The organism is Streptococcus oralis, from assembly GCF_023109315.1.
Taxonomy (GTDB): Bacteria; Bacillota; Bacilli; order Lactobacillales; family Streptococcaceae; genus Streptococcus; species Streptococcus oralis_BS.
Genome location: NZ_JALDUF010000002.1, coordinates 307,682 through 325,390 on the forward strand (window position 1 = coordinate 307,682; position 17,709 = coordinate 325,390).

A 17,709-nucleotide genomic window follows, 5' to 3' on the forward strand; every position below is an offset into this window, starting at 1 on the left:
CTGATTTTAAGGTGTTTTTTAAGTTTTATATTGACGCTGATATTATAAAGTTAACTCTAAATATACAATATTCTCGCTTCATTCTTTTGATAAAATCGTAAAAATCTAGTATAATAGATAGACTGAAAGTATGAGGTTACTAGATATGAAGATGAAACAAATTAGTGATACAACACTAAAAATCACGATGACTTTAGATGATTTGATAGATCGGGGAATGGAGATTGCAGACTTTCTCGTTCCTCAGGAAAAAACTGAAGAGTTTTTCTATGCTATTTTAGATGAATTGGATATGCCAGACAATTTCTTGGACAGTGGCATGCTGAGTTTCCGTGTGACGCCAAAACCTGATAAGGTCGACGTCTTTGTGACCAAGTCCAAGATTGACCAAAATCTGGATTTTGAAGATTTGGCGGATTTACCCGATATGGAAGAATTAGCCCAAATGTCGCCGGATGAATTTCTCAAAACCTTAGAAAAGAGCATTGCAGACAAGACCAAGGATGATATTGAGGCCATCCAATCTCTAGAGCAGGTCGAAGCAAAGGAAGAAGAGCAAGAGCAAACAGAAACGGAGACTGAGAGTAAGAAAGAACCTTATATCTACTATATCCTGCATTTTACAAGTCTTGCTGACTTAGTTGCTTTTGCAAAGACGGTTAACTACCAGATGGAAACATCTGAACTCTATAAGATGAATGGACACTATTATTTGACAATCTTAGTCGATGTGGAAAATCATCCAAGTCCATATCCAGCCTGGCTCTTGGCTCGTATGCGTGAATTTGCAGATGATAGTGACATCAGTCGTTCAGTTTTGCAAGAGTATGGGCAAATCTTGATCAATCACGATGCAGTTCTTAATCTGCAAAAGATTCATTCATAATTTTTAAAATCAGTTTTCATTTATCAAGAAAGACGAATCATGGGATTCGTTTTTTCTTTACTAGACTGAAATAGTGATTTACTATAATAGGAATTTTCACAAAATTCTGTTATAATGGCTATATCAGAAAATTTCTAGGAGACAAACATGACAGTTAAAATTGCTTTACTTGGATTTGGTACCGTTGCAAGTGGTGTGCCATTCCTCCTAAAGGAAAATGGAGAAAAAATCGTTCAGTCAGCTCATTCAGAGATTGAAGTAGCCAAGGTATTGGTCAAGGATGAAGATGAAAAGAACCGCTTGCTTGCAGCAGGAAATGACTTTAACTTTGTAACCAATGTAGACGATATTTTATCAGACAAGGACATTACTATCGTAGTGGAATTGATGGGGCGTATCGAACCAGCTAAAACCTTTATCACTCGTGCCTTAGAAGCTGGGAAACACGTTGTAACAGCAAACAAGGACCTTTTGGCTGTCCATGGCGCAGAATTGTTAGAAATTGCTAAAGAGCATAACGTAGCACTTTACTACGAAGCGGCGGTAGCTGGTGGGATTCCAATTCTTCGCACTCTAGCAAATTCGTTGGCTTCTGACAAAATCACGCGCGTTCTTGGTGTCGTTAACGGAACTTCTAACTTTATGATGACCAAGATGGTGGAAGAAGGCTGGTCTTATGATGATGCTCTTGCTGAAGCGCAAAGACTTGGTTTTGCCGAAAGCGACCCTACAAATGACGTGGATGGGATTGATGCAGCCTACAAGATGGTGATTTTGAGCCAATTTGCTTTTGGTATGAAGGTTGCCTTTGACGATGTAGCCCACAAGGGAATCCGTAACATCACACCAGAAGACGTAGCTGTTGCCCAAGATCTGGGCTATGTAGTGAAATTGGTTGGTTCTATCGAGGAAACTCCTTCAGGTATTGCTGCGGAAGTAACTCCAACCTTCCTTCCTAAAGCACATCCACTTGCCAGTGTGAATGGCGTAATGAATGCCGTCTTTGTAGAATCTATCGGTATCGGTGAATCGATGTACTACGGTCCAGGTGCGGGTCAAAAACCGACTGCAACCAGTGTGGTAGCGGACATTGTCCGTATCGTTCGTCGCTTGAATGATGGTACCATTGGTAAAGACTTCAACGAATATAGCCGTGACTTGGTTTTGGCAAATCCAGAAGATGTTAAAGCAAACTACTATTTCTCAATCTTGGCACCAGACTCAAAAGGTCAGGTCTTGAAATTGGCTGAAATCTTTAATGCTCAAGATATTTCCTTCAAGCAAATCCTCCAAGATGGAAAAGAAGGTGATAAGGCGCGTGTAGTGATTATCACTCATAAGATTAATAAAGCACAACTTGAGAATGTTTCAGCTGAGTTGGCCAAAGCTTCAGAATTTGACCTCTTGAATACCTTCAAGGTGTTAGGAGAATAGGATGAAGATTATTGTACCTGCAACCAGTGCCAATATTGGGCCAGGTTTTGATTCGGTCGGTGTAGCTGTAACTAAGTATCTTCAAATTGAGGTCTGTGAAGAACGAGATGAGTGGTTAATTGAACACCAGATTGGCAAATGGATTCCCCATGACGAGCGTAACCTTTTGCTTAAGATTGCCTTGCAAATTGCGCCTAACTTGCAACCGAGACGTTTGAAAATGATCAGTGATGTTCCCTTGGCGCGTGGCTTGGGTTCTTCTAGCTCGGTTATTGTTGCTGGGATTGAACTGGCCAACCAGCTGGGCAAGCTCAACTTATCTGACCATGAAAAGTTGCAGTTGGCGACCAAGATTGAAGGGCATCCTGACAATGTGGCTCCGGCTATCTATGGAAATCTCGTTGTTGCGAGCTCTGTTGAAGGGCACGTTTCAGCAATTGTGGCAGACTTCCCCGAGTGTGATTTTCTAGCTTATATTCCCAACTATGAATTACGCACTCGCGATAGCCGTGGTGTCTTGCCTAAGAAATTATCCTATAAGGAAGCAGTTGCAGCTAGTTCTATCGCCAATGTGGCCGTTGCAGCCTTGTTAGCAGGAGATATGGTGACAGCTGGACAAGCAATCGAGGGGGACCTCTTCCACGAGCGTTATCGTCAAAGTCTGGTCCGTGAATTTGCGACGATTAAGCAAGTAGCTAAAGAGAATGGAGCCTATGCGACCTATCTCTCTGGTGCCGGGCCAACAGTGATGGTCTTGGCTTCTCACGACAAGATGCCGGCGATTAAGGCAGAATTGCAAAAGCAACCTTTCAAAGGAAAATTGCATGATTTGAAAGTTGATACGCAAGGTGTCCGTGTCGAAGCAAAATAAAGAATAGAAGATAGGATGGGGAAACTCTTGGCCAGAGGGCTTCCTATCCTTTTTTTGAAAAGAAGTTTATACTCAATGAAAATCAAAGAGCAAACTAGGAAGCTAGCCGCAGGTTGCTCAAAACAGTGTTTTGAGGTTGTGGATAGAACTGACGAAGTTAGCTCAAAATACTGTTTTGAGGTTGCAGATGTAAGCTGACGTGGTTTGAAGAGATTTTCGAAGAGTATTAGTTAAAAACTTGATAAAGGAGAAATAAAGATGGCAGAAATTTATCTAGCAGGTGGTTGTTTTTGGGGATTAGAGGAATATTTTTCTCGAATTTCGGGAGTGCTAGCTACCAGTGTCGGCTACGCTAATGGGCAAGTCGAAACGACCAATTACCAGCTGATTAAGGAAACAGACCATGCAGAGACTGTTCAAGTGATTTATGATGAGAAAGCTGTGTCACTCAGAGAGATTTTGCTTTATTATTTCCGTGTTATTGATCCCTTGTCTATTAACCAGCAGGGGAATGACCGTGGTCGCCAATATCGAACGGGGATCTATTATCAGGATGAAGCAGACTTGCCTGCTATCTACACAGTGGTGCAGGAGCAGGAGCGTATGCTGGGTCGAAAGATTGCAGTAGAAGTGGAGAAACTTCGCCACTACATTTTGGCTGAAGACTACCACCAAGACTATCTCAAGAAAAATCCTTCAGGTTATTGTCATATCGATGTGACCGATGCTGAGAAGCCATTGATTGACGCATCTAACTATGAAAAGCCTAGTCAAGAGGTGTTAAAGGAAAGTTTAACTGAAGAGTCTTACCGTGTTACGCAAGAAGCTGCTACAGAGGCTCCATTTAGTAATGCTTATGACCAGACCTTTGAAGAAGGGATTTATGTAGACATCACGACGGGTGAACCGCTTTTTTTCGCTAAGGATAAGTTTGCCTCAGGTTGTGGTTGGCCAAGTTTTAGTCGTCCGATTTCTAAGGAATTGATTCACTATTACAAAGATCTGAGTCATGGAATGGAGCGAATCGAGGTTCGTTCTCGGTCAGGAAATGCTCACTTGGGTCATGTTTTCACAGATGGACCTCAGGAATTAGGTGGCCTGCGTTACTGTATTAATTCTGCATCTTTGCGTTTTGTAGCTAAGGATGAGATGGAAAAAGCAGGATATGGCTATCTATTACCTTACTTAAACAAATAAAACTGAGAGGGTGGGGCTTCCCACTTTCTTCATTTCCAGAATAAGAATAGAAGGGATTTATGAAACACTTACTATCTTACTTCAAACCCTACATCAAAGAGTCGATTCTAGCACCCCTGTTCAAGCTGCTAGAAGCTGTTTTTGAACTCTTGGTTCCCATGGTGATTGCTGGGATTGTTGACCAGTCCTTGCCCCAGAGAGATCAGGGACACCTCTGGATGCAGATTGGCCTGCTCCTTATCTTTGCAGTGATTGGCGTTTTAGTGGCCTTGATAGCCCAGTTTTACTCAGCTAAGGCAGCGGTTGGGTTTGCCAAAGAACTGACAGACGACCTTTATCGTCATATTCTTTCCTTACCCAAGGACAGCAGAGATCGTTTGACAACTTCTAGCTTGGTGATTCGCTTGACTTCGGATACTTACCAGATTCAGACTGGTATCAATCAATTCCTGCGCCTCTTTTTGCGAGCGCCCATTATCGTTTTTGGAGCTATCTTTATGGCCTATCGCATCTCGGCTGAGCTGACTTTCTGGTTTTTAGTTATGGTTGTCATTTTGACGATTGTCATTGTCGGTCTCTCTCGACTGGTCAATCCTCTCTACAGCAGTCTCAGAAAGAAAACGGACCAGCTGGTTCAGGAAACGCGCCAGCAATTGCAAGGGATGCGAGTTATTCGTGCTTTTGGCCAGGAAAAACGAGAGTTACAGATTTTTCAAACCCTTAACCAACTTTATGCTAGATTGCAAGAAAAAACAGGCTTCTGGTCTAGTTTATTAACACCTCTGACCTATCTGATTGTTAATGGAACTCTTCTCGTCATCATCTGGCAGGGCTATATTTCGATTCAAGGAGATTTACTCAGCCAAGGTGCTCTTATTGCCCTTATCAACTACCTCTTGCAGATTTTGGTGGAATTGGTTAAGCTCGCCATGCTGATCAATTCACTCAACCAATCCTATATCTCAGCCAAGCGAATTGAGGAAGTTTTTACTGAAGCTCCAGAAGATATTTTTTCAGAATTAGAACAAAAACAAGCTACCGGTGATCGGGTTTTGCAAGTCAAAGAATTAACCTTTACCTATCCTGATGCGGCCCAGCCTTCTCTAAGAAACATTTCCTTTGATATGAAGCAAGGGCAGCTCCTTGGTATCATTGGAGGTACTGGTTCTGGTAAATCAAGCTTGGTGCAAGTATTACTTGGTCTTTATCCAGCAGACAAGGGAAGCATTGACTTTTATCGAGATGGGCGTAGTCCTCGTAATTTGGAGCAGTGGCGGTCTTGGATTGCCTATGTACCTCAAAAAGTCGAACTCTTTAAAGGAACCATTCGTTCCAACTTGACTTTGGGTTTAAATCAAGAAGTATCTGACCAGGAACTATGGCAGGCCTTGGAAATTGCGCAAGCTAAGGATTTTGTCAGTGAAAAGGAAGGACTTTTGGATGCCACTATTGAGGCAGGAGGGCGAAATTTCTCAGGCGGACAAAAACAAAGGCTGTCTATCGCACGAGCAGTCTTGCGCCAAGCTCCATTTCTCATCCTAGATGATGCGACCTCGGCACTGGACACCATTACCGAGTCCAAGCTCTTGAAAGCCATTCGAGAAAATCTGCCAAATACGAGCTTAATCTTGATTTCTCAACGGACTTCGACACTTCAGATGGCTGACCAGATTCTCCTCTTGGAAAAAGGTGAGCTCCTAGCTGTTGGCAAGCACGAGGATTTGATGAAGACTAGTCAAGTCTATCGTGAAATCAATGCATCCCAACATGGAAAGGAGGACTAGCATGAAACGACAAACTGCAAACCAGACGCTCAAACGTTTAGCCGTAGATTTAGCAAGCCATCCCTTCCTCCTTTTCCTAGCCTTTCTAGGAACTATTGCCCAAGTTGGCTTGTCAATTTACCTACCTATTTTGATTGGGCAGGTCATTGACCAGGTCCTTGTGGCTGGTTCTTCACCAGTTTTTTGGCAGATTTTTATCCAGATGATCTTGGTGGTTATAGGAAATACACTGGTACAATGGGCTAATCCTCTTCTTTATAATCGCCTAATCTTTTCTTATACCAGAGACTTGCGAGAGCGAATCATCCATAAGCTCCATCGGTTACCGATTGCTTTTGTGGATCGGCAAGGCAGTGGAGAGATGGTCAGTCGTGTGACCACGGATATAGAACAGCTGGCAGCCGGCTTGACCATGATTTTTAACCAATTTTTCATTGGTGTTTTGATGATTTTGGTTAGTATTCTAGCCATGCTCCAAATTCACCTCCTCATGACCCTCTTGGTCTTGCTGTTAACGCCGCTGTCTATGGTGATTTCACGCTTTATTGCCAAACGTTCCTATCATCTCTTTCAGAAGCAAACAGAGACGAGGGGAATTCAGACTCAGTTGATTGAAGAATCGCTTAGCCAGCAGACTATTATCCAGTCCTTTAATGCTCAGACAGAGTTTATCCGAAGACTGCACGAGGCGAATGCCAACTACTCAGGATATTCTCAATCAGCCATCTTTTATTCATCAACGGTCAATCCTTCGACTCGCTTTGTCAATGCGCTCATTTATGCGCTTTTAGCTGGAGTAGGAGCTTATCGTATCATGATGAGGTCCACCTTGACCATCGGACGTTTAGTGACTTTTTTGAATTACGTCCAACAGTACACCAAGCCCTTTAATGATATTTCTTCTGTTTTAGCCGAGTTGCAAAGTGCTCTCGCTTGCGCAGAGCGCGTCTATGCTGTCTTAGAAAGTCCAGAGGTGGCTGAAACAGGTAAGGAAGTCTTGACCAGTGACCAAGTGAAGGGAGCTATTTCCTTTAAACAGGTCTCTTTTGGCTACAATCCTGAAAGGATCTTGATTAAGGATTTGTCTATCGATATCCCAGCTGGTAGCAAGGTGGCCATCGTTGGTCCGACAGGTGCTGGTAAGTCAACTCTTATCAATCTCCTCATGCGTTTTTATCCTATTAACTCGGGAGATATCTTGTTAGATGGGCAATCCATTTATGATTATACCCGAGCGTCATTGAGACAGCAGTTTGGCATGGTGCTCCAAGAAACCTGGCTCAAGCAAGGAACCATTCATGACAATATTGCCTTTGGAAATCCTGATGCCAGTCGGGAACAAGTGATTGCTGCTGCCAAAGCAGCCAACGCAGATTTTTTCATTAAACAGTTGCCACAGGGATACGATACTAAGTTGGAAAATGCAGGAGAATCCCTCTCTGTTGGGCAAGCCCAGCTCTTAACTATCGCCCGAGTCTTTCTAGCTATCCCAAAGATTCTTATCTTAGACGAGGCAACTTCCTCCATCGATACACGGACAGAAGTGCTGGTCCAGGATGCCTTTGCCAAACTCATGAAGGGGCGCACAAGCTTTATCATTGCTCACCGTTTGTCAACTATTCAGGATGCGGATTTGATTCTTGTCTTGGTAGATGGAGATATTGTTGAGTATGGTAACCATCAGGACCTCATGACTAGAAAGGGCAAGTATTACCAAATGCAAAAAGCTGCGGCTTTTAGCTCTGAATAATCCTTTCTATTTTGAAATATTATGGAAAAAAGTTGCCTTCGGGTAACTTTTTTGTTACAATAGCTAGAAAAATCAGGGTCTTAGAAGGAGAAAACAATGAAAGTCTATCAGCATGTAAATATCGTGACTTGTGACAAAGATTTCCATGTTTATTTGGATGGTGTCTTAGCCGTTAAGGACTCTCAAATCGTCTATGTCGGCCAAGAGGAGCCAGAGATTTTAGAGCAAGCTGAGCAGATTATAGACTATCAGGGAGCCTGGATCATGCCTGGTTTGGTCAATTGCCACACCCATTCTGCTATGACAGGCTTGCGAGGGATCCGGGATGATAGCAACCTCCATGAATGGCTCAATGACTATATCTGGCCGGCAGAAGCAGGATTTACTCCCGACATGACTACCAAGGCAGTCAAAGAAGCTCTGACAGAGATGCTCCAGTCAGGGACAACAACCTTCAACGATATGTATAATCCCAATGGTGTGGATATTGAGAGAATTTATCAGGCAGTCAAGGCATCTAAGATGCGTTGTTATTTCTCACCGACCCTCTTTTCTTCAGAGACAGAAACAACTGCTGAGACTATAAGTAGAACACGGTCCATTATAGAAGAAATCTTAGGATATAAAAATTCAAATTTCAGGGTTATGGTAGCTCCACATTCTCCGTATAGCTGTAGTAGAGACTTGCTAGAAGCGAGCTTAGATATGGCAAAAGAGCTGGACATTCCTATCCATATTCATGTGGCGGAGACTAAGGAGGAATCAGTAATTATCCTGAAACGATACGGCAAACGCCCCCTCGCATTTCTAGAAGAACTAGGTTACTTAGATCATCCGTCTGTCTTTGCTCATGGGGTCGAGTTAAACGAGCGAGAAATTGAACGCTTGGCAACTTCTCAAGTGGCTATCGCCCATAATCCTATCAGTAACCTCAAACTGGCCTCAGGGATCGCTCCAATCATCCAACTCCAAAAAGCAGGAGTAGCAGTCGGAATTGCGACAGACTCGGTTGCTTCCAATAACAATCTAGATATGTTCGAGGAAGGACGGATAGCAGCTCTTCTTCAGAAAATGAAGAGTGGAGATGCCAGCCAATTTCCTATCGAAACAGCCCTTAAGGCACTGACAATCGAAGGAGCTAAGGTTCTAGGAATGGAAAAGCAGATAGGAAGCCTAGAAGTCGGCAAGCAGGCAGATTTTCTGGTCATTAATCCTCAAGGAAAAATCCATCTCCAACCTCAGGGAAATATGCTCTCTCACCTAGTTTATGCAGTCAAAGACAGTGATGTTGATGATGTTTATATCGCTGGAGAACAGGTCGTTAAGCAGGGTCAAGTCCTGACAGTAGAACTTTAACAGAAAAATCACGAAAAATTTTAAAAAAAGTTTGCAAAAATCTTGCATTCTTTTTTTGTCTATGCTATACTTATATACGGTTTGAAAAAACTGCCTAAGACAGTAGGGGAGCTCGACTCATAAAGATCCTACCGAGGACAAAACGTATCATGTAAAAAGAAGCGTATTGTACTTTCGTGTCTAGGTTTGGGCGCGTTTTTCTTTTGAAAAAATTCCCCAAGCAAAATAATTACGGAGGTGAACACACTAATGAGTGAAGCAATTATTGCTAAAAAAGCGGAACTAGTTGACGTAGTAGCTGAAAAAATGAAAGCTGCTGCATCTATCGTCGTTGTAGACGCTCGTGGTTTGACAGTTGATCAAGATACAGTTCTTCGTCGTGAGCTTCGTGGAAGCGAAGTTGAGTATAAAGTTATTAAAAACTCAATCTTGCGTCGTGCAGCTGAAAAAGCTGGTCTTGAAGATCTTGCATCAGTATTTGTTGGACCATCTGCCGTAGCATTTTCTAATGAAGATGTTATCGCGCCAGCGAAAATCTTGAACGACTTTGCTAAAAACGCTGAAGCACTTGAAATCAAAGGTGGTGCAATCGAAGGCGCTGTCGCATCTAAAGAAGAAATCGTTGCTCTTGCAACTCTTCCAAACCGCGAAGGACTTCTTTCTATGCTCCTTTCTGTACTTCAAGCGCCAGTGCGCAACGTTGCTCTTGCAGTCAAAGCGGTTGCAGACAACAAAGAAGACGCAGCTTAATCTTAAGCTACGCAGCGTAGCATAGCTACGAAAAAACTATTATAATTAAAAACTTATTTGGAGGAAATAACAATGGCATTGAACATTGAAAACATTATTGCTGAAATTAAAGAAGCTTCAATCCTTGAATTGAACGACCTTGTAAAAGCTATCGAAGAAGAATTTGGTGTAACTGCAGCTGCTCCTGTAGCTGTAGCTGCAGCTGGTGCTGCTGACGCTGGTGCTGCTAAAGATTCATTTGACGTTGAATTGACAGCTGCTGGTGACAAAAAAGTTGGCGTTATCAAAGCTGTACGTGAAATCACTGGTCTTGGACTTAAAGAAGCTAAAGAACTTGTTGATGGTGCACCAGGTGTCATCAAAGAAGGCGTTCCAACTGCAGAAGCTGAAGAAATCAAAGCTAAATTGGAAGAAGCTGGAGCTTCAGTTACTCTTAAATAAGAGGCATATACCAATTAGAATTCGGAATACTATAGTATCAGCCTTTTAGAATCGTGAACACATTTTAGAAACTGATAAATTAATTTAGTTTCCTGCCAAAAACCCTACCAAAAATTAATTTGGCAGGGTTTTTCTTTTTAATAAAAATATTTTGGAGAACAGTTGAATATTGTTCTCCTTTTTTTATTTTCTGGAGGGAAAATGACAAAAGAATTACAATCATCACGCTATATCGTCATTTCATTTTTAGTACGTGAAATGGGAATTGACATTGTTGAAGCCATCTCTCTTATGGCTGAATTAGAAAAAAGTGGCTTGTTTCGATTGGAATCAAATGGCGATTTAATACTCAAAGAACTTGGAGGAGAGCTATGAAACGAATTACCGCAAATCAATACCAAACTTCAGAACGGTATTATAAATTACCTAAAATTCTTTTTGAGGATGAGAAATATATGGATATGAAACTAGAAGTAAAGGTGGCTTATTCTATTTTAAAAGATCGTTTAGAATTATCTCTCAGTCGTGGTTGGATAGATGAAGAAGGCGCGGTCTATTTAGTATTTTCTAATTCTAAACTGATGAGGCTGTTAGGTTGTTCGAAGTCAAAATTACTGTCCATCAAAAAAACTCTTAAAGAATATGACTTAATTGATGAAGTTCAACAGTCTTCAAGTGAGAAAGGAAGACTAGCTAATAAGATTTATTTAGGGGAATTATCTTCTACCCCAGTAGGTAATTCAAACAGGCCTAGTGTTAAAAAAAGACTAGGGCAGGTTGAAAATGAAACGGCCCCCGTCTCACATTCAGCCCCTAGTGAGACTGAAGTTAGTGAGACTAAATATAGTGAGACTGATTCTTTATTTATTGAGGATGAGGAGGATAGGAATACTCATCCTATCTTGAAAAGAAAAGTAGAAAAGGTCACAAAATATGATCGAGATTATATTTGGGGATTGGTACAAGATCAATTTAGACGAGAGGGTTTTTCTGAAACAGCCAGTGAAATTGCTATGACTGATTTTGAGAGAATCTATCAGTATGCTCTAGATAATGTCCGCTTTGTTAGACGTGCGGAAGTGCTTGGTGAATTTGTGTTTAACGGCTTGTATTCTGTTTGGAATAACCGTGTTAGAAAAGGAGGTGGTTAAATGTCGCCAATCGAGTGGATATTAGTTATGCTCATTTTCATTTCAAGTGGTTTGACTCTTTGGACATTAATAGTCGATCAGAAAGGGGTAATCAAGAAATGAAATTTATTGATTTATTTTCAGGTATCGGTGGTTTTCGACTAGGAATGGAAAGTGTCGGACACGAGTGTATTGGATTTTGTGAGATTGATAAATTTGCTAGAGAATCTTATAAATCTATTTTTCAAACGGAAGGAGAAATAGAATTTCATGACATACGAAATGTTTCAGATGATGAATTTAAAAAACTTAGAGGGAAAGTCGATATCATCTGTGGGGGATTCCCTTGTCAAGCATTTTCAATCGCAGGAAGACGATTGGGATTTGAAGATACTAGAGGAACTTTGTTCTTTGAAATTGCTCGGGCGGCCAAACAAATCCAACCACGTTTTCTTTTTCTTGAAAATGTTAAAGGCCTACTCAATCACGATAAGGGACGGACGTTCACCACAATCCTTACCACACTTGATGAGTTGGGGTTTGATGTTGAGTGGCAGGTGCTTAACAGTAAGGATTTTGGCATTCCCCAAAACAGAGAGAGGGTGTTTATTATCGGACATTCTAGAAAGAAAGGTACCAGACTCTTATTTCCTTTCAGACGAGAAGGTCAAGCAACTAACTCTGAGATTTTAAAAACATTAGGAAATTTGAATCCATCAAAAAGTGGAATGAGCGGTAAAGTTTATTATTCAGAAGGTCTTGCGCCAACCTTAGTGCGTGGGAAAGGAGAAGGATTTAAGATTGCGATTCCTTGTATGACACCAGACAGATTAGACAAGAGACAAAATGGTAGACGCTTTAAGGAAAATCAAGAGCCGATGTTTACTTTAAATACTCAGGATCGTCATGGCATTGTCGTTGTTGGAGATTTACCCACTAGCTTTAAGGAGACCGGTCGCGTCTATGGAAGTGAGGGCTTATCTCCAACACTGACTACGATGCAAGGAGGAGATAAAATTCCCAAAATACTGATTACAGAACCAATCCAATTTTTAAAAGTCAGGGAAGCAACTAAAAAAGGATATGCTCAAGCAGAGATTGGAGATTCAATCAATTTGGAAAGACCAAGTTCTCAGTATCGGCGTGGTAGAGTTGGAAAAGGTATAGCGAATACGTTAACAACTAGTGGTCAAATGGGAGTAGTAGTGGCTAGCTATGAAGGAGAAGATAAACAAGTTTATCATGTAGCTGGTGTCTTGATAGATGGACAATTTTACCGTCTGAGGATACGACGAATCACTCCTAAAGAGTGTTTTCGCTTGCAGGGCTTTCCTGATTGGGCTTTTGAAGCTGCGAGAAAAGTCTCTAGTAATAGTCAGCTCTATAAACAAGCTGGTAATAGTGTAACCGTTCCTGTGATTGCCGCGATCGCAAAGAAATTAAAAGAAATAGAGGAAAAAGATGAAAGCATTAAATAAAGAATCAATACTAGATTGTGATGAATTAGAAACAGAATTACATGATGCAGAAATCAAACAGCTGGATGAACAATTATTTTTGATGCCCAATTATCCATGTGAGTTTGAAGTAATATTTTTAGATGATTACCATAAAAAACACAACTACCCACTATTTTACGAGTCCTATCTTCAAAACGTTATGGAATTCCTTGAAAGTCATGACATAAAGAATGGGGTTGATGCCTTTGTAGATGATCATCAAAATCTTGTTTTTGTTTTATATGGACAAGGCTATCGAGCCGAGGGAGAAGAGGGAATACTTACAACCCAAGTAACTGTAAAAGCTTATGATGAAGACAAGAAATCGATTAACTTCTCAAATTCATTAGATTCCTTAATCGTCTCAGAATATCAAATGGAACCGAATCTTTGGGAGGTATCCCATGATTGATCTCTATCTAAGTAAAAATAGCCAAAGAAATCAACTTCTTTTGGATTTCTTTCAAAAGTATGGCATCGAGGTGTCTTGTCATTCGATTTCTGAAATGACAAAGGATAAATTAATTGAGATGATGAGCTATTCTTCAGATTGTTTTGAGTTTCTATCTCCCAATTTATTACGATTTAAGAACCGTGACAATCTAAGATTAACGGATTTCATTGAAATGATCTTAAAAAATCCTGAACTATGCATCAGGCTTCCTCTTGCGGTTTCAAATAAGCGGGTTTATCCAAATCTGAATTTGGAAGAGGCTAGAGCTCTATTGCCAAGAGATACGAAACAATTGATTTACATGGCACAAACACATTATTTATCTAGTTAAAGGAGAAGCAATATGGCTGAACGATTTTGGGAGAACTTGTCCATTATTTTGGCTGAAAGAAATATTAGCTGGATTGAGTTAACCAGAAAAATGTTTGCGGGAGAGTTTCACTATCCAAGTGAATTGAATCGTTTGTATCAAAAAATACGCCACTACAAGATGGAACAACGAATGCCTCAAAGTCCATGGGTAGAAAGGATTGTGCAGGTATTAGATTTAGATTATGAAGATTTATTTCGGAGGTAACTATGAAAAGAATAATTCCAGTTTATATATTCCAACAAGTAAATGTCTTATTGGTATCCCTATACTTACTGAAATTGTTTTGTATTGGTGAGTTAATCATACTACAGATTCTCTATTGTGCGTCGCTCATTTCTTTTTTATGGATGTATGGCCAACGAAAACAAGTGGTCAAGGTCAATATGAAAACTAGGATGAAATGGCTTGGTATTGGATTCGTTAGCCTACTGATTATAAGCCTATGTTTTAGTCTGATTCATGCTCAAGGAACCACGAATCAAGCAAACTTAATTGGCCTTCAACATCAGGTTCCTTGGTTTTCATTTTTATTGTTCTTAATCAATGCGAGTATGGTTGAAGAATTTCTGTATCGAGAAATTCTATGGAACCTGGTCAGAAAATTAGATATTCGAGTTGCTTTGACAAGTGTTTTATTTGCCTTAGTACATCATCCAGGAACCATTCTAGCTTGGTGTTTATATGTTTCACTTGGGATCCTTTTAGGGATGGTGCGCTATAAATCTGACTTATGGGGAAGCATGGGTCTACATTTGGTGTGGAACCTACTAGTTTATAGTTTGCTGCTTTTTTAGACCAAATTAGCTTGTTTTAGGGAAATGAAATGCTAACATTATGTAACAATGTTAGTCTTTTATTTCAAACTCTTTGATTAGTATGAATTTAGCTCTACAGAAAAATAAAAAATGTGATAAAAATTTCAACTACTCTTATCTATAATAAAGCTACCTGTTCTTTGAAAATTGAATCCACTCCGTCTTGATTAGCGTGCCTGTGTAAGTAGGGACTGAGAGTATTTCCCTGTGCAGGGCAACTGGCACAAGACGTGTGTGAGAATTTTCTAACAGACACGGAGTTTATCGTTACCAGACTTAAACGATGCGACAAACTAGATAAAGGAGTTAATCATGAAGGTAGTAAACTTGTATGATTTGAAACAAATGGGAAATAAAGGTGGTTGTACCATCCAATTGATTCATCACTTTCCTTTTGGTATGGGCTTAGGACATCTCAAAAAAGACTACATTGAATTTAAACGTGTTGGTATCTTTGATGGAAAAGCAGTAGAAGTTACTCTTCGAGAACCTTATTCGAGAGATCTACTGCAGGTTGTCAAGTCGATTAAGCAACGTCAGGAATTGATAGCTTATCGTTATAAAGAAGGAAAGCTGCTATTTGTGAAGAAGGAGGCCTCAGATGTCCTCTGAACAACAGGAACGAATGGCAGTTCAATATGCAGAGCGTAGTCTTTTATTTACTGTAAGAAGTCTCTTAAAGATTCTAGAATGGTCTAGACGTCAGGCTTTAGCACAGGATTCCGCCTATAAGATAGGGGTGCAGAAATTAGAAGAATTGCTACAATCTCCTTATTCGATTGATACGATTAATCTGAAAAAAGATTTTTTAGACAAACCAATTGATATAGAGAAGTTTAAAGCTTTTTTAGAAAAAGAAGAGATTCCTTTAGCCATCGCTTGGCAAGGGGATTCTCTGCATTTCTACACGAAAGACCGTTCGATTCTAGACAATCATTTAGACCATCTGTTAGAAAAAATGGTCAATGATCCGAAGAAATTAGCTGATTTTACCATGGATAAGTCATTAGACGATGCAATTGATGAGGCTAAATCCCAAATAACCTTTAGACAAGAAGGGGCCGTCAAACAGAAAGAGATGGTGAGATGATGTACAGTGGAAAGAAATTCCTACTATTCTCACTGTTAGGCATCTTACTAGGCTATGTCTTTCATCGTTTGACGCTTTTGTATGATTCCTATACTGGAAATACATTAGATAAATGGACTCATCTTCTGATGGAAGGTCAAGATGAAGTTCTTCAGTCGCCATGGAATGTTTCCTTTACTGGAAAATCAAGTGCTTTTTTTCTACTAGGCTTTGTGATGATGTTGCTGGTGTATCTCTATCTAGAGACTGGTAAAAAACAATACCGAGAAGGGGTAGAATACGGGAGCGCCCGTTTTGGAACTCTAAAAGAAAAGAAGCTCTTTTACGGCAAGGAATTTTCTCATGATACGATCTTATCACAAGATGTTCGTCTGACATTATTAGATAAAAAACCACCTCAATATGATAGAAATAAGAATATTGCGGTGATTGGAGGTTCAGGAAGTGGGAAGACATTTCGCTTTGTGAAACCCAATCTGATTCAGATGAATAGTTCAAATATTGTCGTGGATCCTAAAGATCACTTGGCCGAGAAAACAGGCAAACTCTTTTTAGAACATGGCTACCAAGTAAAGGTGTTAGATTTAGTCAATATGAAGAACTCAGATGGCTTCAATCCTTTCCGCTATATAGAGACAGAAAATGATTTGAATCGCATGCTGACGGTTTATTTCAATAACACCAAAGGCTCTGGCTCTCGTAGTGATCCATTTTGGGATGAAGCTTCTATGACATTGGTACGAGCTTTAGCCTCCTACTTGGTCGATTTCTATAATCCACCCAAAACAAGAGAACAGCTCATAGAAGAAAGTCGTTTAAGTCAAAAGGAATACCAAAACTTGTTGAAACGTCAAAAAAAAGAAGTGGAAGAGCGAAAAAAACGAGGGCGTTATCCAAGTTTTGCTGAAATCTCAAAACTCATTAAACACTTATCCAAGGGTGAAAATCAAGAAAAAAGTGTCTTAGAAATTCTATTTGAAAATTATGCTAAAAAGTATGGAACTGAAAATTTTACCATGCGAAATTGGGCAGATTTCCAAAATTATAAGGATAAGACTCTGGATTCTGTCATAGCTGTAACCACTGCTAAATTTGCCCTCTTCAATATTCAAAGTGTCATGGATTTGACCAAAAAAGATACCCTTGATATGAAGACATGGGGCCAGGAAAAATCAATGGTTTACTTAGTTATCCCAGATAACGATAGTACCTTTCGCTTTCTTTCAGCCCTCTTTTTTTCAACCGTATTTCAAACCCTAACAAGACAAGCAGATATTGATTTTAAGGGGCAATTGCCTCTTCATGTGAGAGTTTACTTAGATGAGTTCGCAAATATCGGAGAAATTCCAGATTTTGCTGAACAAACCTCAACAGTCCGTTCTCGGAATATGAGTCTCGTTCCTATTCTACAAAATATTGCCCAACTTCAAGGTCTCTATAAAGAAAAAGAAGCTTGGAAAACTATTCTTGGGAACTGTGACAGCTTAGTCTACTTAGGTGGTAATGATGAAGATACCTTTAAATTTATGAGTGGGTTACTCGGTAAACAAACCATTGATGTTCGAAATACTAGTCGTTCCTTTGGCCAGACAGGTTCAGGCTCCCTTTCCCATCAAAAGATTGCTCGTGATTTAATGACACCCGATGAAGTCGGAAATATGAAACGTCATGAATGCTTGGTTCGAATTGCCAATATGCCTGTCTTTAAAAGTAAAAAGTACAATTCCATTAAGCATCCAAACTGGAAATACCTAGCCAATCAAGAAACCGATGAACGGTGGTGGAACTATCAAATCAATCATTTAAATCAAAGCCAAGAAAATCATCTTGAAGGCCTTAGAATTCGTGATTTAACTTTTGAATCTAGTTTAAAATAAAA

General features: G+C 40.2%; 19 protein-coding genes and 1 other annotated feature. All 19 genes read left to right on the forward strand.

Features of this window, described 5'->3' with window-relative positions:
* Positions 1–145: 145 nt before the first annotated feature.
* The 19 genes from mecA (at position 146) to M1F74_RS04260 (ending at position 17,707) form a co-directional block, all read left to right on the forward strand.
* Positions 146–886, forward strand: coding sequence for an adaptor protein MecA (gene mecA, locus M1F74_RS04170; RefSeq protein WP_247946385.1), 741 nt, complete (start codon positions 146–148; stop codon positions 884–886).
* Positions 887–1,033: 147 nt separating this feature from the next.
* A complete protein-coding gene (locus tag M1F74_RS04175; protein ID WP_000216365.1) occupies positions 1,034–2,320 on the forward strand; it encodes a homoserine dehydrogenase in 1,287 nt (428 codons plus the stop codon).
* Position 2,321: 1 nt separating this feature from the next.
* Positions 2,322–3,191, forward strand: a complete 870-nt coding sequence (gene thrB, locus M1F74_RS04180; RefSeq protein WP_247946386.1) for a homoserine kinase — start codon at positions 2,322–2,324, stop codon at positions 3,189–3,191.
* A gap of 258 nt (positions 3,192–3,449) precedes the next feature.
* On the forward strand, positions 3,450–4,388 hold the full coding sequence (gene msrB / locus M1F74_RS04185; protein ID WP_084872065.1) for a peptide-methionine (R)-S-oxide reductase MsrB: 939 nt from the start codon (positions 3,450–3,452) through the stop codon (positions 4,386–4,388).
* A gap of 59 nt (positions 4,389–4,447) precedes the next feature.
* On the forward strand, positions 4,448–6,172 hold the full coding sequence (locus M1F74_RS04190) for an ABC transporter ATP-binding protein (RefSeq protein ID WP_247946387.1): 1,725 nt from the start codon (positions 4,448–4,450) through the stop codon (positions 6,170–6,172).
* Position 6,173: 1 nt separating this feature from the next.
* A complete protein-coding gene (locus M1F74_RS04195) occupies positions 6,174–7,922 on the forward strand; it encodes an ABC transporter ATP-binding protein (protein ID WP_167265420.1) in 1,749 nt (582 codons plus the stop codon).
* A 96-nt stretch (positions 7,923–8,018) separates the two neighbouring features.
* The gene (locus M1F74_RS04200; RefSeq protein ID WP_247946388.1) at positions 8,019–9,278 is read left to right on the forward strand and encodes a TRZ/ATZ family protein; all 1,260 of its coding nucleotides are present in this window, start codon (positions 8,019–8,021) and stop codon (positions 9,276–9,278) included.
* A 75-nt stretch (positions 9,279–9,353) separates the two neighbouring features.
* Positions 9,354–9,489, forward strand: a sequence feature (ribosomal protein L10 leader region).
* Between the two features lie 38 nt (positions 9,490–9,527).
* Positions 9,528–10,028, forward strand: coding sequence for a 50S ribosomal protein L10 (gene rplJ, locus M1F74_RS04205; RefSeq protein ID WP_001287266.1), 501 nt, complete (start codon positions 9,528–9,530; stop codon positions 10,026–10,028).
* Positions 10,029–10,100: 72 nt separating this feature from the next.
* Positions 10,101–10,469: a 50S ribosomal protein L7/L12 gene (rplL, locus tag M1F74_RS04210; RefSeq protein ID WP_001196962.1), complete on the forward strand. Its 369-nt coding sequence runs from the start codon at positions 10,101–10,103 to the stop codon at positions 10,467–10,469.
* Positions 10,470–10,670: 201 nt separating this feature from the next.
* Positions 10,671–10,844 (forward strand): hypothetical protein, encoded by a 174-nt coding sequence (locus tag M1F74_RS04215; RefSeq protein ID WP_247946389.1) that lies wholly within the window; start codon positions 10,671–10,673, stop codon positions 10,842–10,844.
* Complete coding sequence (locus tag M1F74_RS04220) at positions 10,841–11,620, forward strand: replication initiator protein A (RefSeq protein ID WP_247946390.1); 780 nt, start codon at positions 10,841–10,843, stop codon at positions 11,618–11,620. The genes M1F74_RS04215 and M1F74_RS04220 overlap by 4 nt, the downstream gene beginning before the upstream one ends.
* A gap of 98 nt (positions 11,621–11,718) precedes the next feature.
* On the forward strand, positions 11,719–13,077 hold the full coding sequence (gene dcm, locus M1F74_RS04225) for a DNA (cytosine-5-)-methyltransferase (protein ID WP_247946391.1): 1,359 nt from the start codon (positions 11,719–11,721) through the stop codon (positions 13,075–13,077).
* Positions 13,061–13,510, forward strand: a complete 450-nt coding sequence (locus tag M1F74_RS04230) for a hypothetical protein (protein ID WP_247946392.1) — start codon at positions 13,061–13,063, stop codon at positions 13,508–13,510. The genes dcm and M1F74_RS04230 overlap by 17 nt, the downstream gene beginning before the upstream one ends.
* Complete coding sequence (locus M1F74_RS04235; protein WP_000566534.1) at positions 13,503–13,883, forward strand: arsenate reductase family protein; 381 nt, start codon at positions 13,503–13,505, stop codon at positions 13,881–13,883. Before M1F74_RS04230 ends, M1F74_RS04235 begins: the two co-directional genes overlap by 8 nt.
* A gap of 12 nt (positions 13,884–13,895) precedes the next feature.
* Positions 13,896–14,129 (forward strand): hypothetical protein, encoded by a 234-nt coding sequence (locus M1F74_RS04240; protein WP_000840776.1) that lies wholly within the window; start codon positions 13,896–13,898, stop codon positions 14,127–14,129.
* Between the two features lie 2 nt (positions 14,130–14,131).
* Entirely contained in the window at positions 14,132–14,719 is a 588-nt protein-coding gene (locus M1F74_RS04245; RefSeq protein WP_247946393.1) for a CPBP family intramembrane glutamic endopeptidase, read from the forward strand.
* A gap of 333 nt (positions 14,720–15,052) precedes the next feature.
* Positions 15,053–15,352, forward strand: coding sequence for a hypothetical protein (locus M1F74_RS04250; RefSeq protein WP_247946394.1), 300 nt, complete (start codon positions 15,053–15,055; stop codon positions 15,350–15,352).
* Complete coding sequence (locus M1F74_RS04255; protein ID WP_084925383.1) at positions 15,342–15,830, forward strand: hypothetical protein; 489 nt, start codon at positions 15,342–15,344, stop codon at positions 15,828–15,830. Before M1F74_RS04250 ends, M1F74_RS04255 begins: the two co-directional genes overlap by 11 nt.
* Entirely contained in the window at positions 15,830–17,707 is a 1,878-nt protein-coding gene (locus M1F74_RS04260) for a VirD4-like conjugal transfer protein, CD1115 family (protein WP_247946430.1), read from the forward strand. The genes M1F74_RS04255 and M1F74_RS04260 overlap by 1 nt, the downstream gene beginning before the upstream one ends.
* The last annotated feature ends 2 nt before the right edge of the window (positions 17,708–17,709 follow it).